This window comes from Janthinobacterium fluminis (genome assembly GCF_028595325.1).
In the GTDB taxonomy this organism is placed as follows: domain Bacteria; phylum Pseudomonadota; class Gammaproteobacteria; order Burkholderiales; family Burkholderiaceae_D; genus Janthinobacterium; species Janthinobacterium fluminis.
In genome coordinates this window covers 1-12588 of the sequence record NZ_JAQQXR010000007.1, presented here as the reverse complement: position 1 = coordinate 12588, position 12588 = coordinate 1, and the positions used below count along the sequence as shown (strand labels likewise).

The following is a 12588-nucleotide window of genomic DNA, read 5'->3' as shown; positions in this document are numbered from 1 at the left end:
ATTTTGCATTTTGCCGGCAAATGACGCGGATTGTCACACCGGAGAGCGGCCCCAGTGTGGCTTTTTTCGCACGCCTCCCTATGCGGCCTCGGCGTCGCCGAGCTCCTCGTCCTGGCGCGCCTGCTGGCGCTGCCACATCTGCGCGTACAGGCCGTCCGCCGCCAGCAGCGCCAGATGGCTGCCGCGCTCGACGATGCGGCCGTGTTCGAGCACGAGAATCTGCTCGGCGTCGGCCACCGTCGAGAGCCGGTGCGCGATCACCAGCGTGGTGCGGTTCTTGGCGATCTCCCGCAACTGCGCCTGGATCGCCTGCTCCGCCTTCGAGTCGAGCGCCGAGGTGGCCTCGTCGAAAATCAGGATGGCCGGGTTCTTCAGCAGCGTGCGGGCAATCGCCACGCGCTGCTTTTCGCCGCCCGACAATTTCAGGCCGCGCTCGCCGACCATCGACGCGTAGCCATCCGGCAAGCTCTCGATGAAGTCGTGGATCGAGGCCGCCTTCGCCGCCGCGACGATGTCGTCCTTGCTGGCGCCCGGCTTGCCGTAGCCGATGTTGTACTCGATGGTGTCGTTGAACAGCACCGTATCCTGCGGCACGATGCCGATGGCGCCGCGCAGCGACGCCTGCGTGACGGCGCGCACATCCGCGCCGTCGATGCTGATGGCGCCGCCATTGACCTCGTAGAAGCGGAACAGCAGCCGCGCCAGCGTCGACTTGCCCGAGCCGCTGTGGCCGACCACGGCCGTGGTGGTGCCGGCGGCGATCGTGAAGTCGACGTCGAACAGGATCTGCCGCTTCGCCTCGTAGCTGAATTCGACGTGGGCAAAGCGCACCTCGGCGCCGCGCGGGGCCAGCACCCTGGCCTGCGGCGCGTCGGCGATCTCGCGGTGCTGCCCCAGCAGCGCAAACAGGCGCTCCATATCGGCCAGGCTCTGCTTGATTTCGCGGTAGATGACGCCGAGGAAATTGAGCGGGATATAGAGCTGGATCATGAAGGCGTTCACCAGCACCAGGTCGCCCAGGGTCATCTTGCCGTCGATCACGCCCTGGGTGGCCCGCCACAAGATCAGCGTGACGGCCGCGGCAATGATCAGCGACTGCCCCGTATTGAGCAGCGACAGCGAGGTTTGCGACTTCACGGCCGCCGTCTCGTAGCGTTTCAAACCCTCGTCGTAGCGCTGCGCCTCGTAATCCTCGTTGCCGAAATACTTGACCGTTTCATAATTGATCAAGGAATCGATGGCCTTCGTGTTGGCCTTGGAATCCAGGTCGTTCATGGTGCGGCGGAAATGCGTGCGCCAGTCCGTGACGGTGACCGTGAAGGCGATGTAGAGCAGCAGCGCGACGGCCGTGATGACGCTGAACCAGATGTCGTAATGCGTCACCAGATAGCCCAGCACCAGCGCGATCTCGACCAGGGTCGGCAGGATGTTGAACAGCGTGTAGGAAATCAGCGCGCCGACGCCGCGCGTGCCGCGCTCGATGTCGCGCGTCATGCCGCCGGTCTGGCGGTTCAGGTGGAAGCGCAGCGACAGCGCGTGCAGGTGGCGGAACACCTTCAGGGCGATGGTGCGCACGGCCCGCTGCGTGACGCGGGCGAACAGGAATTCGCGCAACTCCGTGAACACGGTCGTCGACAGGCGCAGCGCGCCGTAGGCGACCAGGATGCCCAGCGGCAGCACCAGCAGCGCCTGCGGCTGGCCCGGCGCGACGCTCATCGCGTCGACGAGTTGTTTCAGCACCAGCGGCACGCCGACGTTGGCCAGCTTGGCGCCGAGCAGGCACAGCAGCGCCAGCAGCACGCGCCACTTGTACACCCAGAGGTAGGGCAAGAGGGTTTGCAAGGTGGCGAAATCGCCGCGCGAGGCGGCGGCGGCGGGGGTGTCTGCGGGGACGGCAGGATAACGGCGCATGGCGAAGCTCGGCTTTTTATGGTTCAATCTGGGCAATTGTAGCCCTTCATGAGATTTTAAAGATGACCACGCCCCACACCCCGTACGACAACTGTCTCGCATCCGGCTTGCCGGCGGGGAAAATGCCTGAGCTGCGCATGATGCCCGCGCCGTCCGACGCCAATGTGTATGGCGACGTGTTCGGCGGCTGGATCATGGCCCAGGTCGACATCGCCGGCTCGCTGCCGGCCACCCGGCGCGCCAACGGCCGCGTCGCGACCATTTCCGTCAATTCCTTCGTCTTCAAAAACCCCGTTTTCGTCGGCGATTTACTCTCCTTCTACGCCGATATCGTCAAAGTCGGCAATACCTCGATCACCGTCAACGTGGAAGTCTACGCCGAGCGCAACCGCCTGCAAGCCTGCACCGTCAAGGTCACCGAGGCGACCCTGACCTATGTGGCCACGGATTCCGACCGCAAGCCGCGCAAGGTGCCGCCGATTGAAACGCTGATTTCCTGAGCCCGCGCGGCGCCCGGCCGCGCGTAGCGGGCTTAGGCGGCCTTTTTCTCGTCGCGCAATTGGCGGCGCAGGATTTTGCCGACGTTGGTCTTCGGCAGTTCGTCGCGGAATTCGATGTATTTCGGCTTTTTGTAGGCCGTCAACTCGTGCTTGCAGAAGTCCAGCAGGGCCTCGGCCGTCAGGTTCGGGTCCTTGCGCACGACGAACAGCTTGACGGCTTCGCCGGCGTTGGCGTCGGGCACGCCGATGCAGGCGCATTCCAGCACGCCGGGATGGGCGGCGACGACGCCCTCGACCTCGTTCGGATAGACGTTGAAGCCGGAGACGATGATCATGTCCTTCTTGCGGTCGACGATGCGGATATAGCCGCGCTCATCCATCTTGCCCACGTCGCCGGTCTTGAAGAAGCCGTCGGCCGTCATCGACTTCGCCGTCTCGTCGTCGCGCTGCCAGTAGCCGGCCATCACCTGCGGGCCGCGTATGGCGATTTCGCCGGCCTCGCCGAAGGGCACGGGCCGGCCTTCGTCGTCGAGGATGCCGATTTCCGTCGACGGCATCGGCAAGCCGATGGTGCCGGTGAATTCCGCGATGTCGCAGCGGTTCGCCGACACCACAGGCGACGTTTCCGACATGCCATAGCCCTCGATGATGGGGCAGCCCGTCAGTTTTAGCCAGCGGTCGGCGACGGCTTGCTGCACCGCCATGCCGCCGCCGTTGCACACCTTGTAGCTGGAGAAGTCCAGCTTGGCAAAGTCGGGGTTGTTGAGCAGCGCGTTGTACAGGGTGTTGACGGCCGGGAAGACGGCGATCTTGTATTTCGCCATTTCCTTGACGAAGCCGGGAATGTCGCGCGGGTTCGGGATCAGCACATTCATGCCGCCCAGGCGCATGCCCATCAGCGCGCTGACCGTCAGCGAATAGATGTGGTACAGCGGCAAGGCGCAAATGAAGTCGAGCTGCTGGACCTCGGCGCCGCTGGGCATGACGGGCGCCAGCCAGGCTTCGTTTTGCAGCACATTGGCGATGACGTTACTGTGCAGCAGCACGGCGCCCTTGGACACGCCCGTGGTGCCGCCCGTGTATTGCAGGAAGGCGATGTCGTCGTGGCCCAGCTTGACCGGCTGCAGCGTCAGGCGCGCGCCCTCGGCCAGCATGGCCTTGAAGGAAATGGCGCCCGGCAGCGCGTAGGCCGGCACCATTTTCTTGACGTGGCGCACGACGAAATTGACCAGCGTGCCCTTCAGGCCGCCCAGCATATCGCCCATCGTCGCCACGATCACATGCTTGACGGCGGTCTTGGCGCACACCTGCTCAACGGTGGTGGCGAAGTTCTCCAGCACGATGATGGCTTCGGCGCCGGAGTCGCTCAACTGGTGCTGCAACTCGCGCGGCGTGTACAGGGGATTGACGTTGACGACGGTGTAGCCGGCGCGCAGCACGGCGGCCATCGCCACCGGATACTGCAGCACGTTCGGCAGCATGATGGCGACGCGCGCGCCCTGGCGCAGCCCCTTGCCCTGCAACCAGGCGCCCATCTGCTGCGACAGCTTATCGAGCTGGCCATAGGTGAGGAACTTGTCCATGCACACATAGGCGTTGCGCCCGGCGTATTTACGGAAAGCCTCCTCCAGCAAGTGCGCCAGCGAGCTGTACTGCGTGCAGTCGATTTCCGCCGGAACGCCTTCGGGGTATGACTTCAGCCAAATCTTGTCCATCTATTCCTCATCTTGTGTGTGGGGGAGCGCGCGGATCGCGCGGCGCCGCCCGCTTTCATCCCATGCATGCGCGGATTACGCAAGCTTCTTTTCGTCGCGCAGCGCGCGGCGCAAAATCTTTCCTACATTCGTCTTCGGCAGCTCGTCGCGGAACTCGATGTACTTCGGCCGCTTGTAGCCGGTGAACTGCTCCTTGCAATACGCCATCAAGTCCTCGACCGTCAGCGCCGGATCGCGGCGCACGACGTAGACCTTGACGGCCTCGCCGGAGTGGGCGTCGGGCACGCCGACGCAGGCGCACTCCAGCACGCCCGGATGCATGGCGATAACACCCTCCAGCTCGTTCGGATAGACATTGAAGCCGGACACCAGGATCATGTCCTTCTTGCGGTCGACCACCTTGACATAGCCGTTCTCGTCCATCACGCCGATGTCGCCCGATTTGAAGAAACCGTCCGGCGTCATCACCTTGGCCGTCTCGTCCGGGCGGTTCCAATAGCCGCCCATCACCTGCGGGCCGCGTATCGCGATTTCGCCGGACTGGCCCAGCGGCACCGGCGCGCCGTCGTCGTCGAGGATGACGATCTCGGTGGAGGGCACCGGCAAGCCGATGGTGCCGGTGAACGTCGCGCTGTCGCTGCGGTTGCAGGTGGCCACCGGCGACGTCTCCGACAGGCCGTAGCCTTCGACGATGGGCACGCCGGTCACTTTCTGCCACTTGTCGTTGACGGCTTGCTGCACCGCCATGCCGCCGCCGTTGACCAGCTTCAAGCCGGAGAAATCGAGCTTGGCGAAGTCCGGATGGTTCAGCAAGGCGTTGTACAGCGTGTTCACGGCCGGCAAGACATTGAAGGGGTATTTAGCCAATTCCTTGATGAAGCCGCCGATGTCGCGCGGGTTCGGGATCAGGATGCACAGCGCGCCCATGCGCGTGCCCCACAGCGCGCAGGTGGTCAGCGCGAAGATGTGGTACAGCGGCAGCGCGCAGACGATGGTCAGCGACGCCACCTGCGGCGGCTTGCGCAGCCCCGGCTGGGCCCACGCCTCCGTCTGCAGCACATTGGCGATGACGTTGCGGTGCGACAGCGCCGCCCCCTTCGACACGCCCGTCGTGCCGCCCGTGTATTGCAGGAAGGCGATGTCGCTCTGGCCCAGTTCGACCGGCGTCAGCTTCATCGCGCCGCCCTGCGCCAGCGCCTGCTTGAAGCGCACCGCGTTCGGCAGCGAGAACGCCGGCACCAGCTTCTTGACGTGGCGCACGACGAAATTGACCAGCGGGCCTTTCAAGCCGCCCAGCATCTCGCCCATGCTGGCGACGACGATGTGCTTGACGCCCGTCTTGCCCAGCACCTGCTCCAGCGTCGTGGCGAAATTTTCCAGGATGATGATGGCCTCGCTGCCGGAGTCGTTGAGCTGGTGCTCCAGCTCGCGCGGCGTGTACAGCGGATTGACGTTGACGACGACATAGCCGGCGCGCAGCACGGCGGCCAGGGCGATCGGGTATTGCAGCACATTGGGCATCATGAGGGCCACGCGCGCGCCTTTTTTCAGGCCGCGGCTCTGCAGCCACGCCCCCAGCTTCTGCGAATACGCGTCGATGTCGGCGAAGGTGAGGAACTTGTCCATGCACACATAAGCCTTGCGCTCGGCATAGTTGCGGAAAGCCTCGTCCTGCATATGCACCAGGGAACGATACTGGCTGAGGTCGATTTCGGAAGGTACGCCGGGCGGGTATGACTTCAGCCAAATTTTGTCCATCTGTGCCTCGAGTCTGGAATTGATCGTTATGGGCCGGCGTACAGGACCGGAAAAGCTTTTCGTAGAGCAAGCGCTCTACCCTTACTGGATGTGATGCTATCGGTCGCGACGGCCCAAAGCAAGCGCTTTTGCGCCTATTTGAGGAAGACTTCTAGCCGAATTTTATGCTGCGCTGCAGCAGAGAAAGACCCGGCGGCGCCGGCCGCCGCCACCCCAGACTGAACATTGTTCGCCGTCAGGGGCGGCCCAGTTGTGCCAGCGCGCGGTGGCGCTGCGCCTTGTCCTCTTGCGCCAGTGTGTGCACTGCAGCATAAAAAGCACGGAAGGTCTTTTTTTCTTCGAGAAGTTTTTGGAAGCCCGGCAGGAAATCATTGTAGGTGGCCACCGAGGCCAGGTGGGCATTGCTCAAGGGTTCGGCAAACCAGCGGTCGTAACCGGCGTAGCCGCCCCAGTTCGCCTTCAAGGTCTGGTACTCCTCCTTCAAGGCGGCGAAGATGCGCGCCTTCTCGTCGCGCTTGGCCGCCGCCGGCAAGGGGCCGGCGTACAGCGCCTTCAGCGCGTCGCGGTGCCGCATCAGCAAGCGCAGGAAATCCTGGCGCCGCAGCACATACTGCGCATAGCTCTGGCGCAAGGTGTCGTTGCCGTAGCGCGCCAGCCAATGCCGCACGCCGGCCTCCTCGACGGCGCTGGCGAACGATTCGTTGAACTGCGAATCGCCGGCCACATACACGACCTGGTGCGCCAATTCGTGGAAAATCATGCGCGCCAGCTCGGCGTCGCTGTAGTTGATGAAGGTCGACAGCAGCGGATCGTCGAACCAGCCCAGCGTCGAATAGGCCGGCACGCCGCCGACCTGCACGTCGTAGTGCTCGGCGCGCAATTCGGCGGCGTATGCCTGCGCCGCCTCCTTGCTGTAATAGCCGCGGTAGTTGACGCAGCCGGCGATGGGAAAACACCATTGCAGCGCTTGCAGCGACAGCTCGGGCGCCGCCACGACATTCCATAGCACATAGGGCCGCTTCAGCGCCGCGTAGTTCTTGTAACTGCCGTTGTCCGGCAAGCCCAGCTCGCTGACGGCGAAGGCGCGGATCTGCCGGGCTTTCGCCAGGCGCCCCTTCAGCTTGGCGTCGGTGGCCGGGTCATCCAGCCAGTCGTCGATCGGCCTGGCGTCCGACCACAGCGCGTATTGCCCTTGGGCCGCCTGGGCGTAGTAGCTGAGCTGGGCACAGCCGCCCAGCGCGCAGGCCAGCGCCCCCGCCGCCATCAGGCGCAGCGGCAAACGGGTTGTGGAAGCGTCGCTACTCATTACCTTGCTTTCAGACTGCGGCTTTCTCCACTTGAACCAGGGTGTCGTAAAACGTCGGCCCCCTGCCCATATCGGTCAGGCGCTGGCTCGTCACCTCATTGGCGTTCTTGCCGTCGCCCGCGAGTTTTTTCCACCACACCGACAGGCCGACGACGAGGCCGACGCGGGCCTTGTCGGTCACGCGCGCCTTGGCGACAAAGGAGCCGCGCGCGTTGAAGATGCGCACCATGTCGCCGTGGACGATGCCGCGCGCGGCGCCGTCGTCCGGGTGGATGTCCAGGTGCGGCTCACCCTCGGCCGCGCGCAGGCTCTTGACGTTGACGAAGGTCGAATTGAGGAAATTGCGCGCCGGCGGAGAGATCATCGCCAGCGGGTATTTTGCCGCCAGTTCCGGGTTGCTGGCGCGCGATTCGTGCGGCGCGATATAGGTCGGCAACGGATCGTAGCCGTCCGCCTTCATCGTCGCCGAATAGAATTCGCATTTGCCCGACGGCGTGGGGAAGCCGCCGGCGGCGAAGGGCGCGTCCGGCATGGCCAGCTTTTGCCAGCCCTTCTGCTTCAGGGCCTCCCAGTCGAAATGCACGGCGCGCGCGTGGCCGGCGTCGAAGGCGCGCGCCGCCAGCGCGTCGTCGCTTTCCTTGAAACACGGGTCGTCGAAGCCCATGCGCTCGGCCAGCAGGCGGAACACCTCGGTGTTGGCCTTCGCCTCGCCCATCGGCGCGACGGCCGCGTTGTTGGCCATCATGTACAGGTGGCCGTAGGCGAGGTGGGCGTCGACGTGTTCGAGCTGGGTGGTGGCCGGCAGCACGATGTCGGCATAGTCGACGGTGTCGGTCTGGAAATGCTCCAGCACGACGGTGAACAGGTCTTCGCGCGCGAATGCTTGCGCCACTTTCGCCGAATCCGGCGCGATCGCCAGCGGATTGGCGTTGTAGACGATGACGGCGGCCACTTTCGGGCCGAATTCCGCCGACGCCTCGCGCAGCAGATCGTCGCCGATGGTGCTCATATTGATGGTGCGCGGCGTTTCCTTGAGCAGGTCGGGCCGCTGCAGCGCCTCGCGGTTGACGGGGAAGGAGCCCGACGAGGACAGCTGGATGCCGCCGGCCGCGTGGCGCCAGGCGCCGATCAGCGCCGGCAGGCAGGCGATGGTGCGCACCGACATGCCGCCGCCATGCACGCGCTGCACGCCGTAGTTGGCGCGGATCGCCACCGCCCCGCCGTCTTTCGCCGTCTGCCCGTACAGGCGCGCCAGCTCGACCACCTCGGCCACCGTCAATCCGCAGACTTCGGCGGCGCGCTCGGGCGGCCACTCGGCGGCGCGCTGCCGCAACGCCTCGAAGCCCAGCGTGTAGCGGGCGATGTAGTCGTCGTCGAGCAGGTCCTCGGCGATCAGCACATGCATCATGCCCAGCGCCAGCGCGGCGTCCGTGCCCGGCAGCAGCGCGATGTGCTGGTGGCATTTCTCCGCCGTCAGCGAACGGTAGGGGTCGATCGCGATCAGCTTGGCGCCGCGCCGCTTGGCTTCCTGGGCGCGGGTCCAGAAATGCAGATTGGAGGCGATCGGATTGCCGCCCCAGATCAGGATCAGCTTGGCGTTCTGGAATTGTTCGAGGTCGGTGCCGATGGTGGCGCCCACCGTGTAGCGGTAGCCGGTGCCGCCGGCCGAGGCGCAGATGGTGCGGTCCAGCAGCGAGGCGCCCAGTTGGTGGAAGAAGCGCGCCGACATCGACTCGCCCTGCACCAGCCCCATCGTGCCGCAATAGCTGTACGGCAGGATGGCCTGGGGCGCGCGCGCGGCGATGTCGCCCAGGCGCGCGGCGATCGTCGCCAGCGCCTCGTCCCAGCTGATGCGCACGAACTTGCCCTCGCCCTTTTTGCCGACCCGGCGCAGCGGATACAGCAGGCGCTCGGCGTGGTAGGTGCGCTCGGTGTAGCGCGACACCTTGGTGCACAGCACGCCGGCCGTGGTCGGATGGTCGGGGTCGCCCTTGACCTCGGTGGCCACGCCATCGCTGACCGTCACCAGCAGGGCGCAGGTATCGGGGCAGTCATGCGGACAGGTTGCGCGTACTTGTGTCGTGGTCATCGTTTCATCCAAAAAATGCGGCGGGGAAAGCAATACTGTAAACCATTCCCGGCCCGCGCATGCGGCAGCGGGCCGGGCGCTGGATTTCCGGGCTCGACAAGGGCTACAATGCATGATTAACGGTGCATGTTTTGGATCAGGCATGCCCGCCGGCATAAGCGCTGCACAACAGGCGCGTGCGCATACCAGGAGAGTCCGATGAAACTAGTTGAGCCCATCATGGCGTTTCAAGCCGAGCTGCAGCAGATCCGCCGCGATCTGCACGCCCATCCCGAGCTGTGCTACGAGGAACAGCGCACATCCGACGTCGTCGCCGCCAAACTGAGCGAGTGGGGCATCCCCGTCGTGCGCGGCCTGGGCCGCACCGGCGTCGTCGGCATCATCCGCAACGGCACGTCGGAGCGGGCGATCGGCTTGCGCGCCGACATGGACGCGCTGCCCATGCAGGAAAACAATACCTTCGCCCACGCCTCCCGCCATCCCGGCAAGATGCACGCCTGCGGCCACGACGGCCACACGGCCATGCTGCTGGGCGCGGCCCGCCACCTGGCGCAGCAGCGCCATTTCGACGGCACCGTCTACCTGGTGTTCCAGCCGGCCGAGGAAGGCGGCGCCGGCGCCCGCCAGATGATACAAGACGGCCTGTTCACGCAATTCCCCATGGACGCGATCTACGGCATGCACAACTGGCCCGGCGCCGCGAGCGGCACGCTGAGCGCCGTGGCCGGCCCGATGATGGCGTCGAGCAACGAATTCCACGTCGTCGTGCGCGGCAAGGGCGCCCACGCGGCGCAACCGCACAAGGGCATCGACCCGGTCATGGTGGCCGTGCAGATCGCGCAAAGCTGGCAAACCATCATCACCCGCGAGAAAAGCCCGCTCGACACGGCCGTGCTGTCGATCACGCAGATCCATGCCGGCAGCGCCACCAACGTCATCCCCGACACGGCAACGCTGGTCGGCACCGTGCGCACCTTCACGACGCCGGTGCTGGACTTGATCGAAAACCGCATGCGCGCGGTGGCCGAGCACACGGCGGCCGGCTTCGGCGCGGAAGTCGATTTCGTCTTCAAGCGCAACTACCCGCCGCTGGTCAACCACGCCAGGGAAACCGCCTTCGCCCTCGACGTCATGCGCGACGTCGTCGGCGCCGAGCGGGTCGACGCCAACGTCGAGCCGACGATGGGCGCCGAGGACTTCGCCTTCTTCCTGCAGGAAAAGCCGGGCTGCTATGTCTTCATCGGCAACGGCGACGGCGAGCACCGCGATGGCGGCCACGGCCTCGGCCCCTGCGTCTTGCACAACGGCAGCTACGACTTCAACGACAACCTGCTGCCGATAGGCGCCAGCTTCTGGGTGCGGCTGGCCGAAGCCAGCCTGCCACTGGCCTAGCTCAAGCGGTCCGCGGCGCTGCCCAGGCGGCAGCCCGGATTCAATTGCTCCAAAGCCAGCAAGGCCGCCGAATGGTCGGCCGTCGCGTGGCTGCCGGCCAGGCTTGCATAGCGCTCGGCGACCAGCTCCGTCAGCGGCAAGGTCACCCCGGCGGCGGCCGCCGCGGCCAGGATATTCTGCATATCCTTGAGCTGGCTCTTGACCTGCCCGCCGGCGACGAAATTACGTTCCAACATGCGCTGCCCGTGCACATCGAGAATCCGGCTTTCGGCGAAACCGCCGCGTATCGCGCCGCGCACGGCGGCCGGGTCCGCGCCCGCCGCCTGCGCCAGCAGCAGGGCCTCGGCGACGACGTTCAAGGTGGCGCCGACGATCAGCTGATTGCACAATTTGGCGACCTGGCCGCTGCCGGCCGGCCCGACCAGCGTCGGCCGTCCCAGCGCCCCGAATACGGCCTCCACCCGCGCGTAGTCGGCCGCGCTGCCGCCGGCCATGATCGCCAGCGTGCCGGCGGCGGCGCCGCCGACGCCGCCCGACACGGGGGCGTCGATGAAATGGCGGCCGCTGTCGCTCAGGCGGCGGTGGAAGGCTTGCGCCTCCGACTGCCTGGTGGAACTCATATCGACCCACAAGGCATCCGCCGGCAACGCCGCCAGCGCGGCATCGATGACCTGGCCGACCACCGGGCCGGCCTCCAGCATCGAGATCACGACGTCGGCGCCGCGCACCGCCTCGGCGACGGACGCCGCCACCACCGCGCCGGCCGGGAGCAAGGTTTCGGCCTTACTCTGCGTGCGATTCCAAACTGTGACAAAATAGCCAGCTTGCAACAAACGGCGCACCATCGGCTCGCCCATCAAGCCTATTCCCAGGAACGCGATTTTTGTGGAAAATGTCAATGGATGCCCCTAGCTTGATAAAAGCAAAAAATTGTAAAAAAGCTTATTCATTTAGTTATTACCAATACAATCAGTCGCATTACTTTTTGCCACGGCGGCAAGCTCTCCAGTTCATTCTAGACGAAAGATTATATGTTCTTCGCGAAACAATTACTTACCCCCCTGGCCGCAGCTGCGGCCCTGCTGGCGATGCCATCGGCCTTCGCGGCGGATGGCAAGCTGATCGACTCGGTCTACGGCGAATTCGCCAGCGGCACCCAGACGCAAATGCTGCGCGCCGGCGTCACCTCGGACTGGAGCCAGCGCTGGTTCCAGTCGAATGGCACGCACCTGAGCGGTTACTGGGACGCCAGCGCCGGCGCATGGCGCGGCAACCGCTATCAAAACGTCCGGGGCGCCAAGCAACACCTCTACGACATCGGCTTCACCCCGGTCTTCCGTTTCCAGCGCGATGACAAAAAAGGCTTCTACGCGGAAGGCGGCATAGGCGTGCACTTCCTGTCCAAGCTCTACGACAATGCCGACTATCGCCTGTCGACGCACTTCCAGTTCGGCGACCACGTCGGTGTCGGCTACGTCTTCGACAACAACTGGGAACTCGGCCTGAAGATCCAGCACTTCTCGAACGGCGGCTACAAGAAGCCGAACACCGGCGTGAACTTCCTGAACGTCAAAGCCAGCTACCATTTCTGAACCAGCGCGGCTTGCGCCGGCGCCCAAAACCCTTCGCCGCGGCGAAGGGTTTTTTTTCGCCTGCCGCTTGACCCTCACGCAACGCAACGGTTGGCGAACCCGGGGTCTGACCCGGGACTCAGGGGTCTGACCCCGGCCTTCTGGGGTCTGACCCCGGCCTTGGCCCCCTGCCTTGCCCCCCGGCTTTGGACGTGCAGCATGCCAAAGCCCCAAACGAAAAAAACCCCGTCAGGCACAAGGCGCCAACGGGGTTTTTTAATATAACTAGCCTGACGATAACCTACTTTCACACTGGTTGCAGCACTATCATCGGCGCAAAGTTGTT

The 12588-nt window shown here is 65.0% G+C and carries 9 protein-coding genes; 3 read left to right on the top strand and 6 right to left on the bottom strand.

Features of this window, described 5'->3' with window-relative positions; all coding sequences use genetic code 11:
- Positions 1-78: 78 nt before the first annotated feature.
- Entirely contained in the window at positions 79-1911 is a 1833-nt protein-coding gene (locus tag OIK44_RS17670) for an ABCB family ABC transporter ATP-binding protein/permease (RefSeq protein ID WP_273672567.1), read from the bottom strand.
- Positions 1912-1973: 62 nt separating this feature from the next.
- On the opposite strand from OIK44_RS17670, the gene OIK44_RS17665 reads away from it, so the two are divergent.
- Positions 1974-2411: an acyl-CoA thioesterase gene (locus tag OIK44_RS17665; protein WP_420213862.1), complete on the top strand. Its 438-nt coding sequence runs from the start codon at positions 1974-1976 to the stop codon at positions 2409-2411.
- 32 nt (positions 2412-2443) lie between these two features.
- Here OIK44_RS17665 and OIK44_RS17660 read toward each other — a convergent pair whose 3' ends face one another.
- The 4 genes from OIK44_RS17660 to OIK44_RS17645 form a co-directional block, all read right to left on the bottom strand.
- Positions 2444-4126, bottom strand: coding sequence for a long-chain-fatty-acid--CoA ligase (locus tag OIK44_RS17660; protein ID WP_273672565.1), 1683 nt, complete (start codon positions 4124-4126; stop codon positions 2444-2446).
- Positions 4127-4201: 75 nt separating this feature from the next.
- On the bottom strand, positions 4202-5884 hold the full coding sequence (locus tag OIK44_RS17655; protein WP_273672563.1) for a long-chain-fatty-acid--CoA ligase: 1683 nt from the start codon (positions 5882-5884) through the stop codon (positions 4202-4204).
- A gap of 235 nt (positions 5885-6119) precedes the next feature.
- Positions 6120-7148 (bottom strand): aminopeptidase, encoded by a 1029-nt coding sequence (locus tag OIK44_RS17650; RefSeq protein WP_273672981.1) that lies wholly within the window; start codon positions 7146-7148, stop codon positions 6120-6122.
- Between the two features lie 52 nt (positions 7149-7200).
- A complete protein-coding gene (locus tag OIK44_RS17645) occupies positions 7201-9279 on the bottom strand; it encodes a molybdopterin-containing oxidoreductase family protein (RefSeq protein ID WP_273672561.1) in 2079 nt (692 codons plus the stop codon).
- Between the two features lie 198 nt (positions 9280-9477).
- Between OIK44_RS17645 and OIK44_RS17640 the strand changes: the two genes are divergently transcribed.
- Positions 9478-10671 (top strand): M20 aminoacylase family protein, encoded by a 1194-nt coding sequence (locus OIK44_RS17640; RefSeq protein ID WP_273672559.1) that lies wholly within the window; start codon positions 9478-9480, stop codon positions 10669-10671.
- On the opposite strand, the gene OIK44_RS17635 is transcribed toward OIK44_RS17640, so the two are convergent.
- Positions 10668-11552, bottom strand: coding sequence for an NAD(P)-dependent oxidoreductase (locus OIK44_RS17635; RefSeq protein WP_273672979.1), 885 nt, complete (start codon positions 11550-11552; stop codon positions 10668-10670). The genes OIK44_RS17640 and OIK44_RS17635 overlap by 4 nt on opposite strands.
- A gap of 150 nt (positions 11553-11702) precedes the next feature.
- Here OIK44_RS17635 and OIK44_RS17630 point away from each other — a divergent pair, with 150 nt between their 5' ends.
- Positions 11703-12263: an acyloxyacyl hydrolase gene (locus OIK44_RS17630; protein ID WP_273672558.1), complete on the top strand. Its 561-nt coding sequence runs from the start codon at positions 11703-11705 to the stop codon at positions 12261-12263.
- The last annotated feature ends 325 nt before the right edge of the window (positions 12264-12588 follow it).

Bases quoted from the DNA above. Each gene is read 5' to 3' on its own strand.
- OIK44_RS17665 (WP_420213862.1), top strand. From the start codon at position 1,974: ATGACCACGCCCCACACCCCGTACGACAACTGTCTCGCATCCGGCTTG.
- OIK44_RS17640 (WP_273672559.1), top strand. From the start codon at position 9,478: ATGAAACTAGTTGAGCCCATCATGGCGTTTCAAGCCGAGCTGCAGCAG.
- OIK44_RS17650 (WP_273672981.1), bottom strand. From the start codon at position 7,148: ATGGCGGCGGGGGCGCTGGCCTGCGCGCTGGGCGGCTGTGCCCAGCTC.
- OIK44_RS17655 (WP_273672563.1), bottom strand. From the start codon at position 5,884: ATGGACAAAATTTGGCTGAAGTCATACCCGCCCGGCGTACCTTCCGAA.
- OIK44_RS17630 (WP_273672558.1), top strand. From the start codon at position 11,703: ATGTTCTTCGCGAAACAATTACTTACCCCCCTGGCCGCAGCTGCGGCC.
- OIK44_RS17645 (WP_273672561.1), bottom strand. From the start codon at position 9,279: ATGACCACGACACAAGTACGCGCAACCTGTCCGCATGACTGCCCCGAT.
- OIK44_RS17670 (WP_273672567.1), bottom strand. From the start codon at position 1,911: ATGCGCCGTTATCCTGCCGTCCCCGCAGACACCCCCGCCGCCGCCGCC.
- OIK44_RS17660 (WP_273672565.1), bottom strand. From the start codon at position 4,126: ATGGACAAGATTTGGCTGAAGTCATACCCCGAAGGCGTTCCGGCGGAA.